Source organism: Cryobacterium psychrotolerans (assembly GCF_900101115.1).
Taxonomy (GTDB): domain Bacteria; phylum Actinomycetota; class Actinomycetes; order Actinomycetales; family Microbacteriaceae; genus Cryobacterium; species Cryobacterium psychrotolerans.
This window is the reverse complement of record NZ_FNFU01000002.1, coordinates 329,380-355,284: the sequence shown is the minus strand read 5'-3', so window position 1 is coordinate 355,284 and position 25,905 is coordinate 329,380. Positions and strand designations below refer to the sequence as shown.

Annotated in this window: 26 protein-coding genes; 21 read left to right on the top strand and 5 right to left on the bottom strand. The window is 67.6% G+C overall.

From position 1 onward, the window contains the following. Positions 1-104 precede the first annotated feature (104 nt). From lysA to prfA, 6 genes are all read left to right on the top strand, one after another. On the top strand, positions 105-1,538 hold the full coding sequence (lysA, locus tag BLQ39_RS03260) for a diaminopimelate decarboxylase (RefSeq protein WP_092321671.1): 1,434 nt from the start codon (positions 105-107) through the stop codon (positions 1,536-1,538). Then, complete coding sequence (locus tag BLQ39_RS03255; RefSeq protein WP_092321669.1) at positions 1,535-2,869, top strand: homoserine dehydrogenase; 1,335 nt, start codon at positions 1,535-1,537, stop codon at positions 2,867-2,869. The genes lysA and BLQ39_RS03255 overlap by 4 nt, the downstream gene beginning before the upstream one ends. Then, on the top strand, positions 2,869-3,975 hold the full coding sequence (gene thrC, locus BLQ39_RS03250; protein ID WP_370255622.1) for a threonine synthase: 1,107 nt from the start codon (positions 2,869-2,871) through the stop codon (positions 3,973-3,975). The genes BLQ39_RS03255 and thrC overlap by 1 nt, the downstream gene beginning before the upstream one ends. Beyond that, positions 3,972-4,925 carry a homoserine kinase gene (gene thrB, locus BLQ39_RS03245; protein WP_092321668.1) on the top strand — a complete coding sequence of 318 codons (954 nt, stop codon included), beginning with the start codon at positions 3,972-3,974 and terminating at the stop codon, positions 4,923-4,925. Before thrC ends, thrB begins: the two co-directional genes overlap by 4 nt. A gap of 296 nt (positions 4,926-5,221) precedes the next feature. Next, on the top strand, positions 5,222-7,624 hold the full coding sequence (gene rho / locus BLQ39_RS03240) for a transcription termination factor Rho (RefSeq protein WP_092321666.1): 2,403 nt from the start codon (positions 5,222-5,224) through the stop codon (positions 7,622-7,624). Then, positions 7,624-8,703, top strand: coding sequence for a peptide chain release factor 1 (prfA, locus tag BLQ39_RS03235; protein WP_092321665.1), 1,080 nt, complete (start codon positions 7,624-7,626; stop codon positions 8,701-8,703). Before rho ends, prfA begins: the two co-directional genes overlap by 1 nt. Positions 8,704-8,789: 86 nt before the next feature. On the opposite strand, the gene epsC is transcribed toward prfA, so the two are convergent. Together epsC and cysK are read right to left on the bottom strand one after the other, a co-directional pair. After that, on the bottom strand, positions 8,790-9,368 hold the full coding sequence (epsC, locus tag BLQ39_RS03230) for a serine O-acetyltransferase EpsC (protein ID WP_092321663.1): 579 nt from the start codon (positions 9,366-9,368) through the stop codon (positions 8,790-8,792). Positions 9,369-9,371: 3 nt separating this feature from the next. Continuing rightward, positions 9,372-10,361 (bottom strand): cysteine synthase A, encoded by a 990-nt coding sequence (cysK, locus tag BLQ39_RS03225; RefSeq protein ID WP_174775356.1) that lies wholly within the window; start codon positions 10,359-10,361, stop codon positions 9,372-9,374. Positions 10,362-10,453: 92 nt separating this feature from the next. Between cysK and prmC the strand changes: the two genes are divergently transcribed. The 13 genes from prmC to BLQ39_RS03160 all read left to right on the top strand — a co-directional run bounded on the left by prmC (position 10,454) and on the right by BLQ39_RS03160 (position 21,748). Then, the gene (gene prmC, locus BLQ39_RS03220; protein ID WP_092321662.1) at positions 10,454-11,296 is read left to right on the top strand and encodes a peptide chain release factor N(5)-glutamine methyltransferase; all 843 of its coding nucleotides are present in this window, start codon (positions 10,454-10,456) and stop codon (positions 11,294-11,296) included. 109 nt (positions 11,297-11,405) lie between these two features. Further along, a complete protein-coding gene (locus BLQ39_RS03215; protein WP_092321660.1) occupies positions 11,406-12,239 on the top strand; it encodes an L-threonylcarbamoyladenylate synthase in 834 nt (277 codons plus the stop codon). Between the two features lie 3 nt (positions 12,240-12,242). Further along, entirely contained in the window at positions 12,243-13,469 is a 1,227-nt protein-coding gene (locus BLQ39_RS03210) for an MraY family glycosyltransferase (RefSeq protein WP_092321659.1), read from the top strand. After that, positions 13,466-13,939 (top strand): Cg1360 family ATP-synthase-associated protein, encoded by a 474-nt coding sequence (locus BLQ39_RS03205; protein ID WP_092321657.1) that lies wholly within the window; start codon positions 13,466-13,468, stop codon positions 13,937-13,939. The genes BLQ39_RS03210 and BLQ39_RS03205 overlap by 4 nt, the downstream gene beginning before the upstream one ends. A gap of 160 nt (positions 13,940-14,099) precedes the next feature. Continuing rightward, the gene (gene atpB / locus BLQ39_RS03200) at positions 14,100-14,912 is read left to right on the top strand and encodes a F0F1 ATP synthase subunit A (RefSeq protein WP_092321656.1); all 813 of its coding nucleotides are present in this window, start codon (positions 14,100-14,102) and stop codon (positions 14,910-14,912) included. A gap of 47 nt (positions 14,913-14,959) precedes the next feature. After that, positions 14,960-15,193, top strand: a complete 234-nt coding sequence (atpE, locus tag BLQ39_RS03195; RefSeq protein ID WP_092321654.1) for a F0F1 ATP synthase subunit C — start codon at positions 14,960-14,962, stop codon at positions 15,191-15,193. Between the two features lie 28 nt (positions 15,194-15,221). Next, positions 15,222-15,773, top strand: a complete 552-nt coding sequence (locus BLQ39_RS03190) for a F0F1 ATP synthase subunit B (protein ID WP_092321653.1) — start codon at positions 15,222-15,224, stop codon at positions 15,771-15,773. Further along, the gene (locus BLQ39_RS03185) at positions 15,773-16,570 is read left to right on the top strand and encodes a F0F1 ATP synthase subunit delta (protein WP_092321651.1); all 798 of its coding nucleotides are present in this window, start codon (positions 15,773-15,775) and stop codon (positions 16,568-16,570) included. Before BLQ39_RS03190 ends, BLQ39_RS03185 begins: the two co-directional genes overlap by 1 nt. Positions 16,571-16,659: 89 nt before the next feature. Beyond that, on the top strand, positions 16,660-18,297 hold the full coding sequence (gene atpA / locus BLQ39_RS03180; protein ID WP_092321734.1) for a F0F1 ATP synthase subunit alpha: 1,638 nt from the start codon (positions 16,660-16,662) through the stop codon (positions 18,295-18,297). A 51-nt stretch (positions 18,298-18,348) separates the two neighbouring features. Then, on the top strand, positions 18,349-19,251 hold the full coding sequence (locus BLQ39_RS03175; protein ID WP_092321650.1) for a F0F1 ATP synthase subunit gamma: 903 nt from the start codon (positions 18,349-18,351) through the stop codon (positions 19,249-19,251). A gap of 17 nt (positions 19,252-19,268) precedes the next feature. Beyond that, the gene (gene atpD, locus BLQ39_RS03170) at positions 19,269-20,732 is read left to right on the top strand and encodes a F0F1 ATP synthase subunit beta (RefSeq protein WP_092321648.1); all 1,464 of its coding nucleotides are present in this window, start codon (positions 19,269-19,271) and stop codon (positions 20,730-20,732) included. A gap of 2 nt (positions 20,733-20,734) precedes the next feature. Further along, positions 20,735-20,998 carry a F0F1 ATP synthase subunit epsilon gene (locus tag BLQ39_RS03165; RefSeq protein ID WP_092321647.1) on the top strand — a complete coding sequence of 88 codons (264 nt, stop codon included), beginning with the start codon at positions 20,735-20,737 and terminating at the stop codon, positions 20,996-20,998. A 6-nt stretch (positions 20,999-21,004) separates the two neighbouring features. Continuing rightward, positions 21,005-21,748: a YaaA family protein gene (locus tag BLQ39_RS03160; RefSeq protein WP_092321646.1), complete on the top strand. Its 744-nt coding sequence runs from the start codon at positions 21,005-21,007 to the stop codon at positions 21,746-21,748. A gap of 37 nt (positions 21,749-21,785) precedes the next feature. On the opposite strand, the gene BLQ39_RS03155 is transcribed toward BLQ39_RS03160, so the two are convergent. The 3 genes from BLQ39_RS03155 to BLQ39_RS03145 all read right to left on the bottom strand — a co-directional run bounded on the left by BLQ39_RS03155 (position 21,786) and on the right by BLQ39_RS03145 (position 24,164). Further along, positions 21,786-22,409, bottom strand: coding sequence for a DNA-3-methyladenine glycosylase I (locus BLQ39_RS03155; RefSeq protein ID WP_241986946.1), 624 nt, complete (start codon positions 22,407-22,409; stop codon positions 21,786-21,788). Beyond that, entirely contained in the window at positions 22,406-22,930 is a 525-nt protein-coding gene (locus BLQ39_RS03150; protein WP_241986945.1) for a methylated-DNA--[protein]-cysteine S-methyltransferase, read from the bottom strand. The genes BLQ39_RS03155 and BLQ39_RS03150 overlap by 4 nt, the downstream gene beginning before the upstream one ends. A gap of 115 nt (positions 22,931-23,045) precedes the next feature. Next, positions 23,046-24,164: a N(5)-(carboxyethyl)ornithine synthase gene (locus BLQ39_RS03145; RefSeq protein WP_167738547.1), complete on the bottom strand. Its 1,119-nt coding sequence runs from the start codon at positions 24,162-24,164 to the stop codon at positions 23,046-23,048. Between the two features lie 108 nt (positions 24,165-24,272). Here BLQ39_RS03145 and BLQ39_RS03140 point away from each other — a divergent pair, with 108 nt between their 5' ends. Then, complete coding sequence (locus BLQ39_RS03140) at positions 24,273-25,235, top strand: aldo/keto reductase (RefSeq protein WP_092321643.1); 963 nt, start codon at positions 24,273-24,275, stop codon at positions 25,233-25,235. A gap of 59 nt (positions 25,236-25,294) precedes the next feature. Beyond that, positions 25,295-25,903, top strand: coding sequence for a TetR/AcrR family transcriptional regulator (locus BLQ39_RS03135; RefSeq protein ID WP_092321641.1), 609 nt, complete (start codon positions 25,295-25,297; stop codon positions 25,901-25,903). Positions 25,904-25,905 lie beyond the last annotated feature (2 nt).

Sequence of the window (25,905 nt, the reverse complement as noted above, 5' to 3'; positions counted from 1 at the left end):
TCTGCGGTAACTCGCCCCCACCGTTGACGGCGACTTCTCCTCCCTGGCTCCAGGGACCAATCCGGGTTCGCTCGCCGCCGAGTGAGACACACACTCGATTTGCAATGAGGTTTTCACTCGTGGCCACCAATCCGCTCGCCCCCGACTGGCTCAGCCTGCCCGGCGACGCCAACGACCTCGCCGAGGGACTCTGGCCGTCGACGACGACGCGCAACGCCGATGGTGAGCTGGTGATCGGCGGTGTGACCGCCTCCGCACTGGCCGCCGAGTTCGGCACGCCGCTGTACGTCATTGACGAAACGGATGCCCGCACCCGCGCGGCCGCACTCCGCACGGCCTTCGAGGCCGAGTTCGCGCGCATCGGCACCTCGGCGCGGGTGTACTACGCCGGCAAGGCCTTCCTGTCGACCGAGGTCGCCCGCTGGATGGTGGCCGAGGGGCTCAACATCGACATCTGCACCGGCGGCGAGCTCGCCGTCGCCCTGGCAGCAGGCGTCGACCCGGCCAGGCTTGGCTTCCACGGCAACAACAAGTCGCTCGCCGAAATCGACGAGGCCACCCGAGTGGGCGTGGGAACGATCATCATCGACAGTCCGATCGAAATCGACCGTGTCGCCGCAGCCGCCGCGCGCCATGGCACGGTGCAGGCCGTGCGCCTGCGGGTCAACAGCGGGGTGCACGCCCACACCCACGAATTCCTCGCGACGGCGCACGAAGACCAGAAGTTCGGCGTCGTGCTCGAGGATGCGCCTCGCCTGGTCGCCGCCATCCGCGCAGAACAGAGCCTCCGCTTCCTCGGCCTGCACTGCCACATCGGCTCGCAGATCTTCGGCGTGGACGGGTTCGCCGAGTCGGCCGCCCGGCTCCTCGCCGTGCATGCCGGCCTCCTCGCCGACGGACCCGTTCCCGAGCTCAACCTGGGCGGCGGATTCGGCATCGCCTACACGACCGCCGACGCGCCCACCCCCATCCGCGAACTCGCCGCCGGGCTGGCCGACATCGTGTCCGTCGAGTGCCGGCGCCGCGGCATCCCGATTCCCGCGATCGCCTTCGAACCCGGGCGAGCCATCATCGGCCCGGCCGGGGTCACCCTGTACGAGGTGGGCACGATCAAACCGGTCGAGGTGGCCGGGGGAACCCGGCTCTACGTGAGCATTGACGGCGGGATGAGCGACAACGCCCGCCCGGCGCTGTACGGAGCCGACTACTCGGTGCGGATCGCCGATCGCGTGTCGGGCGCCGCTCCGGCGCTCGTGCGCATCGCCGGCAAGCACTGCGAAAGCGGCGACATCGTCGTGGACGCCGACTACTTGCCAGCCGACGTGGCACCGGGCGACCTGCTCGCGGTGCCGGCGACCGGGGCATACTGCTGGTCGCTGTCGAACAACTACAACTTCCAGGGCCGGGCCCCGGTCGTCGCCGTGCGGGACGGCGCCGCGCGCGTGCTCGTGCGCGGCGAGAGCATCGCGGACCTGCTGGCGCGCGACACGGGGGTCTCGACAGGCTCGACCACCGAACAGAAGGACGTTCTCCGATGATCGAATACCGCAACCTGCGTGTTGCCCTGCTCGGCGGCGGCTCCGTCGGCGCCCAGGTGGCGCGACTGCTGCTCGAGCAGAAGGAGGAACTCGCGAACCGGGTGGGCGCCGGGCTCGACCTCGTCGGCATCCTGGTGCGCGACGTCAACGCCGAGCGCACGGTCGACCTGCCGCAGGAGCTGTTCACGACGGATGCCGAATCCCTCATCCTCGGCGCGGACGTGGTGATCGAGCTGATCGGCGGCCTCGAGCCGGCCCGCAGCTACATCCTGATGGCGATCAACTCCGGCGCGGATGTCGTCACCGCCAACAAGGCGCTGCTCGCCGCCCACGGCCCGGAACTGTTCGAGGCCGCCGACCACGTCGGCGCCCAACTCAACTACGAGGCTGCCGTCGCCGGCGCCATCCCCATCGTGCGCCCGCTGCGCGACAGCCTGGCCGGCGACCAGGTCAACCGCATCCTCGGCATCGTCAACGGCACCACGAACTTCATCCTCGACCGGATGGATGTCGCCGGCGACACCCTCGAGGAAGCCCTCGCCGTCGCCACCGAGCTCGGCTACGCCGAAGCAGACCCGACCGCGGACATCGGCGGCTACGACGCGGCGCAGAAGGCCGCGATCCTCGCCAGCCTGGCCTTCCACACCACCGTCCCCCTCGCATCCGTGTACCGCGAGGGCATCACGTCGGTCACGCCGGAACAGATCGAATCGGCCCGGAAGGCGGGCTACGTCGTCAAGCTGCTCGCGATCTGCGAGCGGCTCGTCGACGAAGAGGGCCGCGCCGGGGTGTCGGCCAGGGTCTACCCGGCCATGGTGCCCCGCAGCCACCCGCTCGCCGCGGTGCACGGCGCCAACAACGCCGTCTTCGTCGAGGCGGAAGCCGCCGGCAGCCTGATGTTCTACGGCGCCGGCGCCGGGGGAGTGGAGACGGCATCCGCGGTGCTCGGCGACCTCGTGTCGCTCGCCAGGCGGCACGTCGCCGGCGGGCCCGGGTTCGCGGCGTCCAGCCACGCCGACCTTCCCGTCTTCGACATCGGCAGCGTGACCACGCGCTACGCGGTCACCCTCGAGGTCGCCGACGAGCCCGGCGTGCTCGCCACCATCGCGAGCGTGTTCGCCGACCACCATGTTTCGCTCGCGCTCGTGGAGCAGTCGATGACTCCCGCGCAGCCGGGAACCGCCAGCCACGCGCCCGTTTCGTCCACGGCTACCCTTGTGATTGGAACTCACGAGGCCACCGAGGCCGCGCTCGCCGCGACCGTCAATGACCTGGCGGCCAACCCCGTTGTCACCCAGGTCGCATCCGTTTTGAGAGTTGAAGGAGTCTGATGTCCAGCGAAGACAAGTCCCGCCGGCCCGTGTCGAGGCAGTGGCGCGGCGTGCTCCACGAGTACGCGGACCGCCTGAACATCACGGATGCCACGCCGATCGTCACCCTCGGCGAAGGCGGAACCCCGCTCATCCCGGCCGCGGCCCTCTCCGCTCGCACGGGTGCGAAGGTCTGGGTCAAGTACGAAGGCATGAACCCGACCGGGTCGTTCAAGGACCGCGGCATGACCATGGCCATCTCGAAGGCCGTCGAGGCCGGCGCCAAGGCCGTCATCTGCGCATCGACCGGCAACACCTCGGCCTCGGCCGCCGCCTACGCGACCCACGCCGGGCTGACCGCGGTCGTGCTGGTGCCCGAAGGCAAGATCGCCATGGGCAAGCTCAGCCAGGCGATCGCCCACAACGCCCAGCTGCTCCAGGTGCAGGGCAACTTCGACGACTGCCTCGACATCGCGCGCGAGCTCGCGACCAACTACCCGGTGCACCTCGTGAACTCCGTCAACCCCGACCGCATCGAGGGCCAGAAGACCGCCGCGTTCGAGGTGGTCGAGGTGCTCGGGGACGCCCCCGACTTCCACTTCGTCCCGGTCGGCAACGCCGGCAACTACACCGCCTACTACCGCGGCTACAGCGAAGAGCTCGTGCGCGGTGCGACCACGAAGCTGCCGCGGATGTTCGGCTTCCAGGCCGCGGGCAGCGCCCCGCTCGTGCTCGGCCACCGGGTCGAGCACCCCGAGACCATCGCCAGCGCCATCCGCATCGGCAACCCGGCGTCGTGGGAGCTGGCGATCAACGCCCGCGAGGAGAGCAACGGATACTTCGGCGCCATCACCGATGAGAAGATCCTCGAGGCCCAGCGCATCCTCTCGGCCGAGGTCGGCATTTTCGTCGAGCCGGCCTCCGCGATCAGCGTCGCCGGACTGCTCGAACGTGCCGAGTCCGGGCACATCCCGGCCGGCTCCACCGTGGTGCTCACGGTCACCGGCCACGGCCTGAAAGACCCCCAGTGGGCCCTGCGCACCCCCGACGGCTCCGACGTGAAGCCGACGATCGTGCCCGTCGACACGGCCGAAATCGCCTCCGTGCTGGGCCTGGCGAAGGCATGACCACGACCAGCGCACTGGCCGGCCGGCCGGTCCTGTCCGGCCGTGCGGTCACCGTGCAGGTGCCGGCGACCACGGCCAACCTGGGCCCGGGGTTCGACACCCTCGGCCTGGCCCTGGCCCTCTACGACCACCTCGACGTCACCGTCGTGGACACCCCCGGCGTGCTCGTCGAGGTACACGGCGTCGGCGAGGGTGAAGTCCCCACCGACGAAACCAACCTCGTCGTCCGGGCCATCGCGCACACCTTCGCCGCGTACGGCCAGGACCTGCCCGGCCTGAAGCTGGTCGCCCACAACGTGATCCCGCACGGACGGGGCCTCGGATCGTCGGGTGCGGCCATCGTGTCGGGCATCGTGGCTGCGAAGGGGCTGCTCGAGGGCATCGTCGACATCGACGCCGAGGCGCTCCTGTCCCTGGCGACCGAGCTCGAAGGCCACCCGGACAATGTCGCGCCCGCCCTGTTCGGCGGCCTCACGATCGCCTGGGTGACGCCGGAGGGTCCGCGGCACAAGAAGCTCATCGTGCACCGCGGGGTGAAGCCCCTGGTCCTCGTGCCGGAGCACGCCATGTCGACCGCGCTCGCCCGGAGCCTCCAGCCCGAGTCGGTTCCCCACGAGGACGCCGTCTTCAACGTGTCCCGGTCGGCGCTGCTCATCGCCGCGCTGATCCAGAGCCCCGAACTGCTCCTCGCGGGCACGGAAGACAAGCTCCACCAGCGTTACCGCGCCGCCGCGATGCCCGAAACCGACCGGTTGATCACGCTGCTGCGCGAGCACGGGTTCGCCGCCGTCGTCTCCGGTGCCGGGCCATCCGTGCTCGTGCTCGCCAGCGATCCAGGCCAGCGACTCGTGGCGGCCGACCTCGTCGCCGCGCGCTCGGAGACCCCGTGGCAGGCGCTCATGCTGGCCGTGGACTCCCAGGGCGCGACGGTCACCCGCACGCAGACGTAGGCCGCCGGCCTCCGCGGCCGCCACACTCGGATTGGGGGCCGCGTGTCGTGCGCGGATTCGTCGGCGTGCCGGGGTGGAGTGTTAGAGTCGAACTGCACCCGATAGAAACCGCGTAACGTGCGGATCTGTTCTCCGGTGTATTCCCTGTAACTCACTGCTATCGCGTCTTCCGTGCGTGGCTGTGTGGTTTACACCAATCCTTTCCATCTTCGGATTGGTTCACCCGCAGCGCGTCAGTCGCTGCAACATGTCTCCTGGTTCAGCTCATCGAGCACCAGGCGAAAGGAACCCCCTTCGTGACCGATGTCAACCTCCGCACCTCCGGTGCGGGCACAGCCCACCTCAACACCCTTCGCGTCGCCGAGCTCCAGGCTCTGGCCGGCGAGCTGGGCCTCCCGGGTGCCTCGAAGCTTCGTAAAGGAGAACTCGTGGAAGCAATTTCCGAGATCCAGTCCAGGAACGCCGGCTCCGCCGCTCCCGTGAGCGCCGAAGCAGTTGCCGAAGCAGTGACCGACGTCGCTGTCCCGGCCGTCACCGAGGCGCCGCGCAAGCGCGCCTCTCGTCGCGTCACCACGGCGACCGCCGCGCCGGCCGGCGCACACGTCAGCGCTGACGGTGCCCTCGACTTCGGCATCATCCTTCCGGATGCGCCCGCCGCCAACTCCCGCAAGACCGCCGCACCGGCGACCTACGCCGGCTCCACCGACACCGATGCGGCGCAGCCGCCCGTTGCGGTCGAGAAGCCGGTTCGCCAGGCCCGCAAGCGCGCCAGCTCGGCCACCGTTATCGCGGCCGCCGCCGCGACGCTCGAGGCCGAGGCTGCTCCGGCAGCGCCCACCGAGGCCGCGCCTGAAGCCGAGGCAACCACCGAGGTTGCAACCGAGGCCACCGCCGGCTCCGGCCGGAACGCCCGTCGGGGCCGCGGCGGCGCACGCAACAGCATCGATGCTCGCGAGAGCATCGACGCCCGGAACCAGGAAGAGCAGCAGGCCCGGTCCGCTGAGCCGACCGAGCAGGCCGAACGCGTCCAGCCGACCGAAGAGTCCGAGCAGGGCGAGCCGACCGAATCAGCCGAGTCGACCGAGTCAGCCGAGTCGACCGAGTCAGCCGACGAGTCCGAGCAGGGCGAGCAGCCTCGCCAGGGCCGCAGCCGCAGCCGCAGCCGCGGCGGCGACCGCGGCCAGGCCGTTGAGCGCCCCGAAGACGGCGGACGCCAGCAGAACCAGCGCCAGGCATCCGCCCGCCAGGATCGTCAGCAGGGCCAGGACCGTCAGCAGGGCCAGCAGGGCCAGCAGGTGCAGGACCGCCAGCAGGGCCAGGATCGTCAGCAGGGTCAGGACCGTCAGGGTCAGGACCGTCAGGGTCAGGACCGTCAGGGTCAGGACCGTCAGGGTCAGGACCGTCAGGGTCAGGACCGTCAGGGTCAGGACCGCAACGGTCCCGACGAGGACCTGGGCGGCCGTGGCAACCGCAACCGCTTCCGTGACCGCAAGCGTCGCGGCCCGAGCACCGGAGACGACTTCGAGCCCGAGCTGAGCGACGACGACGTGCTGATCCCGGTCGCCGGCATCCTCGACGTTCTCGACAACTACGCCTTCGTGCGCACCTCCGGCTACCTGCCGGGTGCCAGCGACGTGTACGTTTCACTCGGCCAGGTCAAGAAGTACAACCTGCGCAAGGGTGACGCCGTCGTCGGCTCGATCCGTCAGCCGCACGAGGGCGACCAGAGCGGTCGCCAGAAGTACAACGCGATCGTCAAGGTCGACTCGATCAACGGCCTCACCGTTGAAGAAGCCGCCAACCGCGTCGAGTTCCAGAAGCTCACTCCGCTCTACCCGCAGGAGCGCCTGCGCCTCGAGACCGAGCCGGGCAAGCTGACGCAGCGCATTATCGACCTGGTCGCGCCGATCGGTAAGGGCCAGCGCGGCCTGATCGTCTCGCCGCCCAAGGCCGGCAAGACCATCGTCCTGCAGCAGATCGCCAACGCCATCGCCACGAACAACCCCGAGGTTCACCTCATGGTCGTCCTGGTCGACGAGCGTCCGGAAGAGGTCACCGACATGCAGCGCACGGTCAAGGGTGAGGTCATCGCCTCCACCTTCGACCGTCCGGCCGAGGACCACACGACCGTCGCCGAGCTCGCCATCGAGCGCGCCAAGCGTCTGGTCGAGCTGGGCCACGACGTGGTCGTGCTCCTCGACTCGATCACCCGCCTCGGACGCGCTTACAACCTGACGGCCCCGGCCTCGGGCCGGATCCTCTCCGGTGGCGTCGACGCATCCGCGCTGTACCCGCCGAAGCGTTTCTTCGGCGCCGCACGCAACATCGAGAACGGTGGCTCGCTCACCATCCTCGCCTCGGCGCTCGTGGAGACCGGCTCCAAGATGGACGACGTCATCTTCGAGGAGTTCAAGGGCACCGGCAACATGGAGCTTCGCCTGTCGCGCCAGCTGGCCGACAAGCGCATCTTCCCCGCGGTCGATGTGAACGCATCCGGCACCCGCCGCGAGGAGATGCTGATGAGCGCCGACGAGGTCAAGATCACCTGGAAGCTGCGCCGCGCCCTCGCCGGGCTGGAGCAGCAGCAGGCGCTCGAGGTCATCCTCGGCCGCCTCAAGGAGACCTCCTCCAACGTTGAGTTCCTGATGCAGGTGCAGAAGTCGATGCCGACCCCGAACGGGTCAGACAAGGACCACTGATGTTCGAATCTGTCCTGACCCTGCTGGCTGAGCACGACGAGCTGCAGGCCCAGTTGGCGGATCCGGAATTGCATGCGAATCCGGCCCGCTCGAAGAAGGTCAACCGTCGGTATGCCGAACTGAGCCGCATCATCGCGGCCTGGTACGAGTGGAAAGAGATCGGCGAGAACCTGGATGCCGCCCGCGAACTCGCGGACGAAGACGAGTCTTTCGCCGAGGAGATCCCCGACCTCGTTGAGGCGCAGGAGGCCGCAGCCGAGAAGCTGCGGCGCCTGCTGATCCCGCGGGACCCGCTGGACGCACGCGACGTGATCATGGAGATCAAGATGGGGGAGGGCGGCGCCGAATCGGCGCTGTTCGCCGCCGACCTCCTGCGCATGTACTTGCACTACGCGGAATCCAAGCGGTGGAAAACCGAGATCATCGAGCAGACCACGAGCGACCTCGGCGGCATCAAGGACATCCAGCTCGCGATCAAGGGCAACTCCAGCGACCCCGCAGAGGGCGTCTGGGCGCACCTGAAGTACGAGGGCGGCGTGCACCGCGTGCAGCGGGTGCCGGCGACCGAGTCGCAGGGGCGCATCCACACCTCGGCGGCCGGCGTGCTGGTCTTCCCCGAGGTGGATGAGCCCGAGGAAGTCGAGATTCACCCGAACGACCTCAAGATCGATGTCTACCGGTCGAGCGGCCCCGGCGGCCAGTCGGTCAACACGACCGACTCCGCCGTGCGGATCACCCACTTGCCCACCGGCATCGTGGTGGCGATGCAGAACGAGAAGAGCCAGCTCCAGAACAAGGAAGCCGGCATGCGTGTTCTGCGTGCCCGCGTGCTGGCCCGTCAGCAGGAAGAGATCGACGCCGCGGCATCCCTCGTTCGCAAGGGCCAGATCCGCACGATGGACCGGTCGGAGCGCATCCGCACGTACAACTTCCCGGAGAACCGCATCGCCGACCACCGCACGGGCTACAAGGCGTACAACCTGGACACCGTGATGAACGGCGCCCTGGATGCCGTGATCGAGTCGTGCATCACCGCCGACGAGGCGACCCGCCTCGCCGAAATCGGCGACCACGACTGACCCGTCCCCCCTCACCCACCCCGCGAAAACGCAGTTGTGCGCGTTATGAGTCCCTCATAACGCGCACAACTGCGTTTTCGCGAGTCTTATTCTTCGGAGTAGTGGAGTCCCCGTGTGGTCTCGATCGTGTCGACCGAGGCCGGCTGTATCGTCGCCGGGATCCCGAGGAGCAGGGATTTCGGCGGAGCATCCTTCGTGACGACGGCGTTGGCGCCAACCGTGCTCCACGCGCCGATCGTCACCGGTCCGAGGATCTTCGCCCCGGCGCCGACCGTCACGCCGTCTTCGAGGGTCGGATGCCGCTTGGCGCCGCGCTGCACGCCGTGTCGGCTCTTGCCGCCCAGGGTGACCGCGTGGTAGAGCATCACGTCGTCGCCGAGTTCTGCCGTCTCGCCGATGACGACGCCCATGCCGTGGTCGATGAACAACCGCCGCCCGATCGTCGCACCGGGGTGGATCTCTATGCCGGTCAGGAACCTCGCGAACTGGGAGAGCATCCTGGCCGGCAACCGCAGGCCGCCAACCCACCAGCTGTGCGCAATCCGGTACGCCCAGACCGCGTGCAGCCCGCTGTAGGTGAGGAACACCTCGCTGGCGCTGCGCGCGGCCGGGTCATGGGCTCGGGCCATGGCGACATCCTCACGGATGCGCGAAATGGGTCTCATGCGCTAGTCCAGCAAGTCCTCGTAGAGCACCGTGGAGATGTACCGCTCCCCGAAGCCCGGCACGATGACGACGATGGTCTTGCCGGCATTCTCGGGCAGTTTTGCCTGCTCCAGTGCCGCCCAGACGGCTGCCCCGCCGGAGATGCCGGCCAGGATGCCCTCATCCGTCGCGAGCCGGCGCGCGGTCGCGAGGGAATCGGCCAGCGTCACGTCGGTGACCGAGTCGTAGACGGTGCGGTCGAGGATGGCCGGCACGAAGTTGGCGCCGATGCCCTGGATCTTGTGCGGCCCGGGCGTGCCGCCGGTGAGGATGGGGGAGTCGATCGGCTCGACGCCGATGACGACGACCTCGGGCTTCCGCTCCTTGAGCAGACGGCCGGTGCCGGTGATGGTGCCGCCGGTCCCGATGCCGGCAACGAGGATGTCGACAGCCCCGTCGGTGTCGTTCCAGATCTCCACGCCCGTCGTTGCCTTGTGGATGGCCGGGTTGGCGGGGTTGTCGAACTGACGGGCCATGATCGCGCCGGGGGTGCTCGCGACGATTTCCTTTGCCTTCTCGACCGCGCCGCGCATGCCGTCGGGCCCCGGGGTCAGCACGAGCTCGGCGCCGTAGGCGCGGAGCAGCACGCGGCGCTCCTTGCTCGCCGACTCGGGCATCGCGAGGATGACCCGATAGCCGCGGGCAGCTCCGACCATCGCCAGGGCGATGCCGGTGTTGCCGCTCGTGCTCTCGACGATGGTGCCGCCGGGAAGCAGTTCGCCGGACGCCTCCGCGGCGTCGACGATGGCGATGCCGATGCGGTCCTTCACGCTGCCTGAGGGGTTGTAGAACTCGAGCTTCGCGAGCACGGTCGCGGCCGCACCCTCCGTGATCCGGTTCAGCCGCACGAGCGGTGTGCCGCCGACGGCTCCGGTAATGTCTGAGTAGATGTTCGCCGCCACGGAGGGCACCTTTCGCTCGGGGTAAACAATCTCGTTCAGCCTACGGCTCATTGCGTGCGTGAACGCTGTGCATTCGCGTGTGTGACACTGGCGGGGTGACTGTGACGCCAGCTGATTCCCCCCTTCCGCCCACCGTCGAGGCCATGCGCGCGCACGCGGCCCGGGAGCTGACCCTCGCCGGGATCGCCGATGCCGAGGTCGACGCCGATCTCCTGATCGGCCATGTGCTCGGGCTGAGCCGCGGCCGGGTGCAGGCGCTTGCCATCATCGGCACCCCCCTTGCCGACACGGATGCCGTCGCCATCCGGGAGCTGCTCCGGCGCCGGGCGCTCCGTGAGCCGCTCCAGCACATCACCGGACGTGCGCCATTTCGCTCCCTGGAGTTGCAGGTCGGCCCCGGCGTCTTCGTGCCCCGGCCCGAGACCGAGCAGGTGGCCCAGTTCGCCATTGACGCCCTCCGGTCGCTGCCAGACCCGGAGCCGATCGGTGTGGACCTCGGAACGGGCAGCGGCGCCATCGCCCTGGCCCTGGCGGTCGAGGTGCCGAACGCGCGGATCTGGGCGGTGGAGAACTCGCCGGAGGCATTCCCCTGGACGACCCGGAACTTCAGCCAGGTCGGCGCAGCGAACGCCACGCTCGTGTTCGGTGACCTCGCCGACGCCCTTCCCGAGCTCGACGGCACCGTGGCCGTGGTCATCTCGAACCCGCCCTACATCCCGGCCGACGCCATCCCGCGCGACCCGGAGGTGCGTCTCTTCGACCCGGCCCACGCCCTGTACGGCGGGGCCGACGGGCTGGATGTCGTGCGGCACGTCTCCCGCACGGCGTTGCGCCTGCTGCGGCCAGGCGGGGTGCTCGTGATCGAGCACGGGGAGCTGCAGGGCGCCGAGATCCGCGCGCTCCTGGCGCAGGACGGCTGGCGCGCCCCCGCCACCCACCGCGACTACACGACCCGAGACCGGGCGACCACCGCCCTCGCGCCCTGACCACCGTCCGCGAAACTGCAGTTGTGCGCGTCATTCCGCCCGGATAACGCGCACAACTGCGGGTTCGCGGGGAGTGGCCGTCAAGCGGCTGCACTAGAATCGAGCGCATATGACACGCATCTATGACTGCTCGGTCGACACGGAACTCCTGACCGGCATGAGACTGGCACGCTCGGCGATCGGCCGCGGCGCGCTCGTTGTCATCCCCACCGACACCGTCTACGGCATCGCCGCCGACGCCTTCAACCCCGACGCAGTGCAACGCCTGCTGGATGCCAAGGGTCGCGGCCGCGAGTCGCCGCCGCCCGTGCTCATCCCCGGCATCCCGACGCTCGATGCTCTGGCGCAGGACGTCCCGCAGCCGGTTCGCGACCTCGTCGCCGAGTTCTGGCCCGGCGGCCTGACCGTCGTGCTCAACGCCCAGCCCTCGCTCGTCTGGGACCTCGGCGAGACCCGGGGAACCGTTGCCCTGCGCATGCCCAGCGACAAGATTGCGCTGGAGCTGCTCGCCGAGACGGGCCCGCTCGCCGTGTCCTCCGCCAACCGCAGCGGGCTGCCGGCGGCGATCGACGCCGAGGGAGCCGAGGAAATGCTCGGCAACAGCGTTTCCGTCTACCTAGACGGGGGAGTGGCCGGAGAGGGCTACGAGCCCATCGGCGACCGCGCCGGCGACACGTCGTCGACGATCGTGGATGCCACGGCCTTCGACACCAACGGCGGCAAACTGACCATCGTGCGCGGCGGCGTCATCTCCCGGGAGGCCATTGCGGCCGTCATCGGCGACGCGCTCGCCCCCGAGGCGGCACCGATGACCGAGGTCCCCGCCGCTGCCGAGGTCCCTGCCGCCGAGCCTGCCGCTGCCGAGGTCCCTGCAGCCCGGCCCGATCCCGCCCGGCCCGACGGCGCGCCCGCTCCGGCGGGCGAGGCGTCCAGCGCAGGCTGACCCATGACTCTTTTCGTCCTGCTCGCCCTCGTCTCCGCGGCGGTCACCTTCGGGCTGTCGATCGTGGTCCTGAAGCTCAGCCACCGCTACCGCCTGTACCCGAAGATCCGGTCGCGGGACGTGCACATCACCCCCACCCCGCGGCTCGGCGGAGTGGCGATGTTCGCCGGCATCCTCGTCGCCTTCGGCGTCTCCTACCTGGTCGCCTCCCAGTTCGCGCCCCTCCGGCTGATCTTCGCCGAACCCAATAAGATCCTGGCGATCCTCGGCGCCGCTCTGCTGATCGTGCTGCTGGGCGTGGCCGACGACCTGTGGGACCTGGACTGGATGACCAAGCTCGCCGGACAGTTCATCGCGGCCGGCCTCGTGGCCTGGCAGGGTGTGCAGATCTACTCGCTCCCGATCGGCGGTCTCACCGTCGGATCCGGGTGGATGTCCATGCTGATCACTGTGATGGCGATCGTGATCGTGATGAACATGATCAATTTCATCGACGGACTCGACGGCCTCGTTGCCGGCGTCGCCCTGATCGCCAACGGCGTGTTCTTCCTCTACAGCTACCTGCTCGTGCGCGACACCTCGCCCACCAACTACTTCAACCTAGCCTCGCTGATCGCAGCGGTCCTGGTCGGGGCCTGCGTCGGGTTCCTGCCGCTCAACTGGCATCCGGCCAAGCTGTTCATGGGAGACGCCGGCGCCCTGCTCGTCGGCCTGCTGATGGCCACTGCCGCTATCGCGATCACCGGCCAGATCGACCCGACCGCGGTTAACAATTCCCAGCTCTTCCCCGCGTTCATACCGATCATCCTGCCCATCGCGATCCTCATCATCCCTCTGCTGGACTTCGGGCTGGCCGTCTTCCGCCGTGTGCGCGCCGGCAAATCGCCGTTCAGCGCAGACCGGAAGCACCTGCACCACCGCCTCCTCGACATGGGGCACTCGCAGCTGCACGCCGTGCTCATCTTCTATGGCTGGACGGCCGCGGCCTCCGTGGGCAGCCTGCTCTACTTCGTGCTGCCGGTCTACTTCGGGCTGCCCAGCTGGTACGCGACGATGTTCCTGGTGATCACGCTGCTGGCCTGCACCATTGTCACGCTCGCGCCGCTCAGCCGGCGCAAGGCCGTCGAGGCCGCCAGCCAGCTCGCACCCAGTGAGACCGGAAGCAGCGATGCAACCGCCCTGCTCGACCCTCTCGACGAGGCGTCAGAGAAACTCGAGGAGACCGTATGACCAGCACGACGCCCCATCCCAGCCAGCCGACCTCAGTCCCGGTTCTTCGCAGGATCCTCGTCTACGGGGCGTTCCTGGCAGTGGGCATCATGGTGATCGGCGCCATCGTCGGGGGACTCGTCGCGGGCGCCTCCGGGGTGGTCAGCGCCCTGATCGGCACCGTCATGGCCGTGGTGTTCATGGGGATCACGGCAGGCAGCATCCTGCTCGCCAACCGCTTCGCCGGCTCTGAGGCGGCCATCGGAGCATTCTTCGGAATCGTGATGGGCGGGTGGCTCGTCAAGTTCGTGGTCTTTTTGGCCCTGATGTTCCTGCTGCGCGGCCAGCCGTGGATCCAGCCCGTGGTCCTGTTGCTCAGCATCATCGCCGGCGTGATCGGCTCGCTGGTCGTCGACGTGGTCGTCGTGATGAAGAGCCGGATGCCGTACGCGAGCGACGTGACGCTGCCGAAGGCACCCAGCGACGACTGAACCGCACCAGGACGCGCCTCTCGATTGGGTTACACGCCCGTTTCTTGCTACAGTTGACGCGATCCCACCCCGGTTTGCCACTGCTCATACAGCGTCGTAAATCTCTCACTTATCCGTCGCTGCGCGAGCCGAGCTCACCGCCCCGAAACAGGAGAAAGCGCTGCTAGAAACCGCTGTAAACCTGCTGGTCCCGTCTGCCACTGACGACGGAACTTTTCACGGTCCGTCCATCAACGAATTCTTCCCGGATGCCATCTTCTTCGCGGACACCCCGTTTGAGATAAACCGGGTCATTCTGATCCGTTTCCTCGCGGTCGCCGTGTTGATGCTCGTGTTCTGGATCGGCACCCGCCGCATGAAGGTCGTTCCGACCCGCTTGCAGAGCCTCGTCGAGATGGGCCTGGACCTCGTCCGCGTGAACATCGCCGAGGACCTGCTCGGCAAGAAGGACGGGCAGCGCTTCCTGCCCCTGATCACGACCATCTTCTTCATGGTCCTGTTCATGAACTTCACCGGTGTCATCCCGTTCCTCAATATCGCGGGCACGGCCGTGATCGGCACTCCGCTGGTCCTGGGCCTCGTGGCCTACGGCGCATTCATTTACGCCGGTGTCAAGAAGAGCCCAAGCAAGTTCTTCCGCAACTCACTCTTCCCGCCCGGCGTGCCGCCGGCGCTGTACATCATCGTGACGCCGATCGAGTTCATCTCGACCTTCGTGATTCGACCGATCACGCTGACGCTCCGACTGCTGATGAACATGGTGGTCGGCCACCTGCTCCTGGTGCTCTTCTTCGCGGCGACGCAGTTCTTCTTCTTCACCGCAGACGGCGGCTTCAAAGCGTTCGGCATCGGCACGTTGGCCTTCGGGCTCGCGTTCACGCTGTTCGAACTCCTGGTAGCCGTTCTGCAGGCCTACGTTTTCGCACTGCTCACTGCTGTCTACATCCAGCTCGCGCTGGCTGAGGAACACTAAACACGAATTCGGCACCTGCCTTATTCGCCTTACGGAAGGAAACACACGTGGACGCAACAACCGTTCTCGCGGCAATCAACGGCAACATCGCGACCGTCGGTTACGGCCTCGCAGCCATCGGCCCGGCAATCGGCGTCGGTATCGTCGTCGGCAAGACCATCGAGGGTGTCGCACGTCAGCCCGAACTGGCCGGCCGCCTGCAGGTCCTGATGTACATCGGTATCGCTTTCACCGAGGCGCTCGCCTTCATCGGTATCGCCGTCGGCTTCATCTTCGTCTAGTCCTCTTTACACCTAGTTAGGAGGCATGATGTTTCACGCAGTGATTGCAGCTGCCGCGGAGGCTGAGCAGAAGAATCCGCTCATCCCGGAGATCTACGACATCATCTGGTCCTCGGTCGTGTTCGTGGTGATCTTGTTCTTCTTCTGGAAGCTCGTGCTTCCGAGGATGCAGAAGCTCCTTGACGACCGCGCCGAGGCCATTGAAGGCAACATCGCCAAGGCCGACGAGGCACAGCGCAAGGCCGAAGCTGCTCTCGAGCAGTACACGGCCCAGCTCGCCGACGCACGTTCCGAAGCCGGCCAGATCCGTGACCAGGCTCGCGCCGACGGTCAGCGGATTGTGGCAGAGCACAAGGAGCTGGCGTCGACCGAGGCCGCACGCATCGCGGCCGGTGCCAAGACCCAGATTGAGGCAGAGCGCCAGGCAGCAGTCGTGTCGCTCCGCTCAGAAGTGGGATCGCTGGCCATCGACCTGGCGTCCGGGGTCATCGGCGAGAGCCTGACCGACGACGCGAAGGCCGCCGCCATCGTCGACCGTTTCCTGGCCGACCTTGAGGCCTCGGAGAAAGCAGCTAAGTAATGGGAAGCGCCACCAGAGAAGCTTTGGCCTCGTCGAGGGACGCACTGGCTGCCCTCGGCAGCTCGGTCGATCTGGCGACGGGCGAAAGCCTGTTTACGGCCGGTCGAGTTGTCGGCGACTCGTCCCAGCTGCGTTCCGCGCTGGCTGATTCGTCGTCAGACGAGAAGGCACGACTTGCTCTCGTCGAGCGAGTGTTCTCCTCCGCCCTCACCCCGAGCGCCCTTGCCTTGTTGAAGGCAGCGGCTTCGGTGCGCTGGTCCAGCCAGGATGACCTGCTGGCCGGCATCGAGGAGCTGGGGCTGCGGGCAACCGCCGCTTCCGCGCCGAGGAACGTGTTGATCGAGGCCGAACTGTTCGCGTTCGCCGCCGCGGTGTCCTCCGATGCCGGACTCGAACTTGCCCTCACGAGCAAGCTCGGCCGCGCCGACGCCAAGCTCGACCTGGTGAACGCGCTGCTGGCCGACAAGGTTTCACCCCAGACGCTCGCGATCGTTCGGCACCTGGTGCGCCAGCCTCGCGGCCGGCGGATCGGCCAGTTGCTGCGCCACGCGGCATCCGTTGTGGCGGACCAGTCGGGAACGTCGATTGCGACGGTCACCTCCGCCACCGAGCTCGCCCCGGCGCAGCTTGAACGACTGAACAAGAGCCTCGCGGCGCGCTACGGCCGCGAACTCACGATCAACCAGATCGTCGACCCCGGCCTTGTCGGCGGTGTTCGCGTTCAGATCGGCGATGACGTGATCGACGGCAGCATCGCCACCAGACTCAAGGACCTGAGACTCCAGCTTGCTGGCTGACCCACGGTCAGCCAGAACATAGACACTTCGAAGCGGCAGCGTTTCGAAAATGACAAGACCTGTACACCCAGTACAGAAAAGGGAAGATGATGGCAGAACTAACGATCAGCCCGGATGAGATCCGCGACGCTCTCCAGGACTTCGTCAAGTCCTATGAGCCGAACAAGACCGCAACGACCGAGGTGGGTTACGTCACCACGGCCGGCGACGGAATTGCCCACGTTTCGGGCCTGCCCGGCGTGATGGCCAACGAGCTCATCAAGTTCGCCGACGGAACCCTGGGCCTCGCCCAGAACCTCGACGAAGATGAGATCGGCGTCGTCGTGCTCGGCGAGTTCGGCGGAATCGTTGAGGGCATGGAGGTGCACCGCACCGGCGAGGTTCTCTCCGTTCCCGTCGGCGACGGCTACCTCGGCCGTGTCGTCGACCCGCTCGGCGCCCCGATCGACGGCCTCGGCGCCATTGCGACCGAAGGCCGCCGCGCCCTCGAGCTGCAGGCGCCCGGCGTCATGAGCCGCAAGTCCGTGCACGAGCCGATGCAGACCGGTATCAAGGCCATCGACGCCATGATCCCGATCGGCCGCGGCCAGCGCCAGCTGATCATCGGTGACCGCCAGACCGGCAAGACGGCCATCGCGATCGACACGATCATCAACCAGAAGGCCAACTGGGAGTCCGGCGACACGAACAAGCAGGTTCGCTGCATCTACGTCGCCATCGGCCAGAAGGGCTCCACCATCGCTTCGGTGAAGGGTGCCCTGGAAGACGCCGGCGCGATGGAGTACACCACCATCGTCGCTGCCCCGGCCTCTGACCCGGCCGGCTTCAAGTACCTCGCGCCCTACACCGGCTCGGCCATCGGCCAGCACTGGATGTACGGCGGCAAGCACGTCCTCATCGTCTTCGACGACCTGTCCAAGCAGGCCGAGGCGTACCGCGCCGTTTCGCTGCTGCTGCGTCGCCCGCCGGGACGCGAGGCCTACCCGGGTGACGTGTTCTACCTGCACTCCCGTCTGCTCGAGCGTTGTGCCAAGCTCTCCGACGAGCTCGGTGCCGGCTCGATGACCGGCCTGCCGATCATCGAAACCAAGGCCAATGACGTCGCGGCGTACATCCCGACCAACGTGATCTCGATCACCGACGGCCAGATCTTCCTGCAGTCCGACCTGTTCAACGCCAACCAGCGCCCCGCAGTCGACGTGGGCATCTCGGTGTCCCGTGTCGGTGGCGACGCGCAGGTCAAGTCGATCAAGAAGGTCTCCGGAACGCTGAAGCTCGAGCTGGCCCAGTACCGCTCGCTCGAAGCCTTCGCAATGTTCGCGTCCGACCTGGACGCGGCCAGCCGTCGCCAGCTCGCTCGCGGTGCCCGACTCACCGAGCTCCTCCGTCAGCCGCAGTACTCGCCCTACCCGGTCGAGGACCAGGTTGTTTCGATCTGGGCCGGCATCAACGGCAAGCTCGACGAGGTCCCGGTCGAAGACGTGCTGCGTTTCGAGCGCGAGCTGCTCGACTTCCTGGCCCGGAACACGACCGTGCTGTCGACGCTGCGCGAGACGAACGTGCTCTCCGATGACACCGTCGCCGAGCTGACCAGCTCGATCGACAAGTTCAAGCTCGAGTTCCAGACGGGCGAGGGCAAGCCGCTCGCTTCCGTGGGCAAAGAGCAGTTCGAAGCCATCGCCGAAGAAGACGTCAACCAGGAAAAGATCGTGAAGCGCAGGCGCTAACCCGCCTTCGCCACGATCATCCGTTGACAGACAAGTAACCACAGGAGACACATGGGAGCGCAACTTCGGGTCTACCGGCAGAAGATCAAATCTGCCCAGACGACCAAGAAGATCACTCGGGCCATGGAGCTGATCTCCGCCTCGCGCATTCAGAAGGCGCAGGCGAGGGTCGCTGCGTCCACCCCGTATTCTCGGGCGATCACGCGCGCCGTATCGGCCGTGGCCACGTACTCGAACGTTGAGCACGTGCTCACGACCGAGCCGGCCAGGGTCGATCGCGCCGCCGTGCTCATCTTCGCGTCCGACCGCGGCCTCGCCGGGGCGTTCAGCTCCCAGGTGCTGCGCGAGGCCGAAGAGCTCAGCGAGCTGCTGCGCAGCCAGGGCAAGGATGTCGTCTACTTCCTCGTCGGCCGCAAGGCGGTGGCCTACTTCGGCTTCCGCCGCCGCGCCTCCGAGCGGATCTGGACCGGCGGAACCGACCAGCCCCAGTTCGAAACGGCCAAGGACATCGGCGACGCCCTGCTCGAATCCTTCCTGCGGGACTCGGAGGACGGCGGCGTCGACGAGATCCATATCGTCTACAACCGCTTCGTGAGCATGGTCACCCAGGTTCCCGAGGTCGTGCGATTGCTTCCCCTGGAGGTCGTCGAAGGCGTCGAAGAGCCGGGCGAGCAGACAATCCTGCCGTTGTACGAGTTCGAACCGGATGTCGAGTCCGTGCTCGACGGGCTCCTGCCCGTGTACATCGAGAGCCGCCTCTTCAACGCCATGTTGCAGTCGGCAGCTTCAGAGCACGCGAGCCGCCAGAAGGCAATGAAGTCGGCCAGCGACAACGCCGACAAGCTGATCACGGACTACACGCGGTTGTCGAACAACGCGCGCCAGTCCGAGATCACCCAGCAGATTTCCGAGATCGTGGGTGGAGCCGATGCGCTCTCATCCGCCAAGAAGTAACCAGAGAAGAGAGAGCTATGACTGACACCATGAGCGCGCCAGTTCGCGCGGAGGACACAGCAGGCGCTGTGGGCCGAATCGCGCGCGTCACTGGCCCCGTCGTCGACATCGAGTTCCCGCATGATTCGATCCCGGGCATCTACAACGCGCTGAAGACCACGATCACGATCGGCGAAGAGTCGACCGAGATCACGCTCGAGGTCGCACTGCACCTCGGCGACGACCTCGTTCGCGCCATCGCCCTGAAGCCGACCGACGGACTCGTCCGCGGCCAGGAAGTGCGCGACACCGGCGGACCCATCACGGTACCCGTCGGAAACGTCACCAAGGGCAAGGTATTCAACGTCATCGGCGAGGTGCTGAACGCTGCACCCGGCGAGAAGATCGAGATCACCGAGCGCTGGCCCATCCACCGCAAGCCCCCGGCATTCGACCAGCTGGAGTCCAAGACCCAGCTGTTCGAGACCGGAATCAAGGTCATCGACCTTCTCACGCCGTACGTTCTCGGCGGAAAGATCGGCCTCTTCGGTGGTGCCGGTGTCGGCAAGACCGTCCTGATCCAGGAAATGATCCAGCGCGTTGCGCAGGACCACGGTGGAGTGTCCGTGTTCGCCGGTGTCGGCGAGCGTACCCGTGAGGGCAACGACCTCATCGCCGAGATGGAAGAGGCGGGCGTTTTCGACAAGACCGCCCTCGTGTTCGGCCAGATGGACGAGCCGCCGGGAACGCGTCTGCGCGTCGCGCTCTCCGCCCTGACCATGGCCGAGTACTTCCGCGACGTGGAGAAGCAGGACGTTCTGCTCTTCATCGACAACATCTTCCGCTTCACCCAGGCCGGTTCCGAGGTGTCGACCCTGCTGGGCCGCATGCCGTCCGCCGTGGGTTACCAGCCGAACCTCGCCGACGAGATGGGCATCCTCCAGGAGCGCATCACCTCGACGCGTGGACACTCGATCACCTCGCTGCAGGCGATCTACGTCCCCGCCGACGACTACACCGACCCGGCGCCGGCAACGACGTTCGCGCACCTCGACGCGACGACCGAGCTGTCGCGTGAGATCGCGTCGAAGGGCCTGTACCCGGCCGTTGACCCGCTCACCTCGACCAGCCGTATCCTCGACCCCCGCTACCTGGGCGCCGACCACTACAACACGGCCGTTCGCGTCAAGGCGATCCTGCAGAAGAACAAGGAACTCCAGGAGATCATCGCGATCCTCGGTGTTGACGAGCTCTCTGAAGAAGACAAGGTCACCGTTTCGCGTGCCCGTCGCATCCAGCAGTTCCTGTCCCAGAACACCTACATGGCGAAGAAGTTCACCGGTGTCGAGGGCTCCACGGTTCCGCTGAAGGACACCATCGAGGCGTTCACCGCGATCTCCAACGGTGACTTCGACCACGTGGCCGAGCAGGCCTTCTTCAACGTCGGCGGCATCGGCGACGTCGAAGAGAAGTGGGCTCAGATCCAGAAGGAGAACGGCTAAGCATGGCAGCGCCGCTCAAGGTCAGCGTTGTCTCGGCGGACCAGCAGGTCTGGGCCGGCGAGGCGACCATGGTCGTTGCACGCACCACGGAAGGCGAGATCGGTATTCTCGCCGGCCACGAGCCCATGCTCGCGATCCTGGCCAGCGGTGAGGTTCGCGTGACGCTGGCCGACGGCTCGAAGGTTGTGGCGGAGGCGGCCGACGGCTTCCTCTCGGTCGAGAACGACACCGTCACGATCGTCGCCCGCCAGGCGGGGCTCGTCTAACCCGCCTTGCTCGTACTGCTTCCGCCGTCGGAGACGAAACGCTCCGGTGGCAACGGCGGCCCGCTTGAATTCGCCGCACTCACGTACCCGTCGCTGAACTCTGCGCGACGGGTACTTGTGCGTGCGCTGCGTGCGCTGGCGAAGGATCCGGATGCGATGATGGCGGCCCTCAAGCTCGGCCGCACGCAGGCGTCCGAGGTAGACCGCAATCGCGCCCTGGCCAGTTCGCCGACGATGGCCGCGCTCGACCGCTATACCGGCGTGCTCTACGACGCGCTGGATGCGCCGACCCTGGCGCCGGCTGCTCGGGAGTTCGCCGGGCGGCACGTGCTCGTGCACTCGGCACTGTTCGGGCCGGTCGGCGCCCTGGACGGCGTTCCGGCGTACCGTTTGTCGCACGATTCCCGGCTGCCCGGGCATCCGTTGAAGAAGCACTGGGGTGGCGCGGTCACGAAGGCGCTGGCCGGTGCGGAGGGTCTCGTGCTCGATCTGCGGTCGGAGGGCTACGTGGCGCTTGGCGCGGCTCCGGCCCGGGCGGAGTCGCTGTTCCTTCGGGTCGTGACCGAGGCGCCCGGCGGGCAGACCCGTGCGCTCAACCACTTCAACAAGAAGTCGAAGGGCGAGTTCACCCGCGCCATCCTCGAGCTCGGGCAGGATTTCGGCTGCGCGGACGATCTGCTCGATTGGGCGCCCTCGGCCGGGTTCCGCCTGCGCCCCGGCGCCCCCAACGAGCTCGAACTCGTCGTCTGACCCGCCTTCCATCCCCGCGAAACTGCAGTTGTGCGCGTCATTCGGGCGTTTTAAAGCGCACAACTGCGGTTTCGCGGGGAGCGCGGTGGCAGAGTTGGACGTGGTCGTCGACCAGGCCGGCGGACTGCATGAGGGCGTACATCGTGGTTGGGCCGACGAAGCGGTAGCCTCGGCGGCGCAGCTCGGCGCTGAGCGCGGTCGACTCGGGCGTGATCGCCGGGACATCGTTCAGCGAGCCCAGGCGCTGCGGCCGGCGCGGCGGGGCGAAGCTCCAGATCAGATCGGTGAGGCTCTCGCCCAGGTCGCGCGTGACGCGGGCGTTGCCGATGGCGGCCTCGATCTTGCCCCGGTGGCGGATGATGGCGGCGTCGGCGACGAGCCGCTCCACGTCCGCCTCGTCCATCGCGGCGACCCGGTCGATGTCGAAGTCGTGGAAGGCGGCCCGGAACGCCGGGCGGCGTCGCAGGATCGTGATCCAGGACAGCCCGGCCTGGAACCCCTCGAGGCAGAGCTTCTCGAACAGGGGCTGGTCGCCGAGGAGGGGGCGGCCCCATTCCTCGTCGTGGTACCGCCGGTACTCGGCATCCGACCCGACCCAGGCGCAGCGATCGAGGCCGTCCGGCCCGGCGATCACGGATGCCCGCTCGGGGAGCTCGCTCACGCCACGTGCCCGATTCCCTCGTGGTCGAGCAGCCAGACCTTGGTCGGGATGCCGTTGCCGCCGCTGTACCCGGTGATGCGTCCGTTGGAGGCCAGTACCCGGTGGCAGGCGATGATGATCGGAACCGGGTTCGCCCCGACGGCGCCGCCGATCGCGCGGCCGGAGCCCGGCCGGCCGATCTCGAGGCCGAGTTCGCCGTAGGACAGGAACTCGCCGAAGCCGATCTGGGCGAGCCGGTTCCAGACCGCCTGCTGGAACTCGGTGCCCCCGGCGAGGCGCACCGGGAGGTCGAACGCGGTGCGCCTACCGGCGAAGTACTCGCCCAGCTGGCGCGCGGCCTCATCGAGCACGGGGGAGTGAACCTCGGGTGCCCCGTCGAGCGGCAGGTGCCCGCCGCGTTCGATCGAGAGCGACAGGATCTGCTCTTCGTCGCTGGTGAGTTCCAGGCGACCCAGGGGGCTCGAAACCCGGATCAGGGACGTTGCGGTGCTGGTCATGATTCGCGTCGCTGTGCTGGTCATAAGTCGACTGTAGTCGGCGCGGACGGGCCGATCTGGCGGGTTTCGGACAGCGGTGCGAGAGCCGCCGATCGCGGCTGCGGTGGAGGAACAGCGCCCACCGCGAGCCGCTCACGTCTTAGTCCGCGCGAGGGTGCGGGTAGTCGGGCGTCCGGCCCTGGAACGCGAGGATGCTGGGATTTTGGATGACGCCGTCGCTGATCTCGATGGCCCGACGGAGCGTCTCGTTCGCTTGCCACGCGTCCTCGCCGGCGAGCACATCCTCGAGATAGGGCAGCAGGGCCTCGCTGATCTCCCAGGTCGCGGAGTTCCAGAGGTACGACGGGCTGTGGTCGACCGCGTAGTACGTTACGTGGTTGCCGACGGTGAACGTGGGCTCGCGGAAGGACGTGGGCCTGGCCCAGCTGAAGCCCATTCCCTCGTCGCAGGACACGTCCACGATGAGCGACCCAGGGGCGAGCGTGGGCAGGTCGGCCTCGGACAGGAACGTGAGCGGCGCGTTCGGATCCTGGAGCACGCAGTTGACGATGATGTCGTGGCCGGCGAGGAACTCCGGAACGGGCACGCGACCTTCCTCAACGAGCGCGAAATGCTCCGGCCCGTCGTCGCTCTGGCCGAGCTGCACGATCTGTGCGGAGTGGATCGGGGAGCTGACGGCGGAGATCTCGCGGTTGGTGAGGATGCTCACGTCGTAGATTCCGTGGGCGTTCAACGCGGTCACGGCGCCGCGGGCGGTCGCCCCGAAGCCGATCACCGCGGCCCGCAGCTTGCGGCCGTAGTCGCCGGTCGAACCGATCAGCTGCAGCGAATGCAGCACCGAGCAGTAGCCGGCGAGTTCGTTGTTCTTGTGCAGCACGTGCAGGTTGAACTGGCCGGAGGCGGTCCAATGGTTCATCGCCTCGAAGGCGATCAGGGTCAACCGTTTGTCGATGGCGAGCTGGGTGAGCGCGGCATCCTGCACGCAGTGCGGCCAGCCCCAGAGGGTCTGTCCCTCGCGCAGTTGCTCGACGTCGGCGAGCAACGGCTTGGCGAGCAGGATGACATCGCATTCGGCGATGAGTTCGTCCCGCGAACGCAGGCCGGCGACCAGCGGTGCGAGCTGTTCGTCGGAGACTCCGAAGTCTTCGCCATACCCGCTTTCGAGGAACATCCGCGCGCGGACCTCCGGGTCGATCCGGTCGAAGTGCAGCGGATGAATCGGCAGCCGGCGTTCATCCGGCTTGCGCGACCGCGACATGATTCCGAGCGTGAGTCGACCCACGGGTACCCCTTTGTTCGGCTTCCTGTTTAGCACAGGCCCGAGGCTCAACAGTGCTCGGCCGCTGACCTCCCCTAGGCTGGCACGATGGCGCAGATCGAATACCGCAGACTCGGCAACTCAGGGCTCACCGTCTCCACGATCGGGCTCGGGTGCAACAACTTCGGCCGCACCGGCACCGCGTCGCAGGGACAGGACGGCACGACGGCCGTCATCGACGCGGCGATCGAGGCCGGCGTCACCCTGTTCGACACGGCAGACATTTACGGCGCGGAGCGGGGCCTCAGCGAGACCCTGATGGGCCACTCGCTGAAGGGCCGGCGCGACGACATCGTGCTGGCCTCCAAGTTCGGCATGGACATGGGCGGGCTGAACGGGCCCGATTGGGGCGCGCGCGGCTCGCGCCGCTACATCCGGCTCGCCGTGGAGGCCTCGCTGCGTCGGCTCCAGACGGACTGGATCGACCTGTACCAGCTTCATGTCCCCGACCCGCTCACGCCGATCGAAGAGACGCTCCAGACGCTCGACGACCTCATCAGCGAGGGCAAGATCCGCTACATCGGTCACTCGAACCTCGCCGGCTGGCAGATCGCGGAGGCGGAGTTCACCGCGGAACTGCACCGGCACCCCAAGTTCATTTCGTCGCAGAACGAATACAGCCTGCTCGTGCGCGACGCGGAAGTCGAGGTGCTGCCGGCGGTCAACGCGTACGGGCTCGGCTTCCTGCCGTTCTTCCCGCTGTACAACGGCCTGTTCACGGGCAAGTTCACCCGCGAGGGCGGGCCGGCCGACAGCCGGATCATGATGATCCGGCGCCACCTTGTCGACAACGCCCCGTGGGACGTGATCGAGCGTTACCAGGTGTTCTGCGACGAGCGCGGTGTGAGCATGCTCGACGCGACGTTCGCCTGGCTGCTCGCCCAGCCGGGCCTGACCAGCGTCATCGCCGGCGCCACGAGGCCGGAACAGATCATTCAGAACGCGGATGCCGCCACCGCCTGGAAGCCCTCCGCCGAAGACGTGGCCTGGATCTCCGCTCTCTTCGAGTGAGCAGGAACCTGCCCAGCCGATCCTTGTGAGTGAGTGCTCACTCAGATAGGCTGGCGCGCATGGGCGTGGCGGAGAAACAAGGTCGGGCCAGGTCGCTGTCGGTTGAAGACCGCCAGGCCATGCTGATCGACGCGGTCACGCCGCTGCTGCTCGAGCACGGCCGCGCCGTCACGACGAAGCAGATCGCGGAGTGCGCCGGGATCGCCGAGGGAACGATCTTCCGGGCGTTCGGCAGCAAGGACGAACTCATTCGCGCGGCGATGGCCAAGCAGCTCGATCCGGAGCCGTTCCGGGCGCGGCTTCGCGCGGTCGACCCCGAGCTCCCGCTCGAGGATAAGGTCCGTGCGATCGTGGCGCTGATGCGCGGTCGGTTCACGAAGGTGTTCGCCCTGATGAGTGCGCTCGGGACCATCGGCCCTCCGCCGGGGCACGACTCCCGCCACGAATTCACTGAGATCCTGGGCCGGGCCCTCGCGCCCGACCTCGAACGGCTGAGAGTCGAGCCGGCCAGGGCCGCCCAGGTCATCCGGATGATCGCGCTCGCGGCATCCGTGCCCCATGTCCGCAACGGCCCGGCATTCGACGACGACGAGATCACCTCCCTGATCCTCCACGGCATCATCGGCGCCCCCGCCCCGCCCACAACGGCCCCCGCCCCGCCCACCTAGGA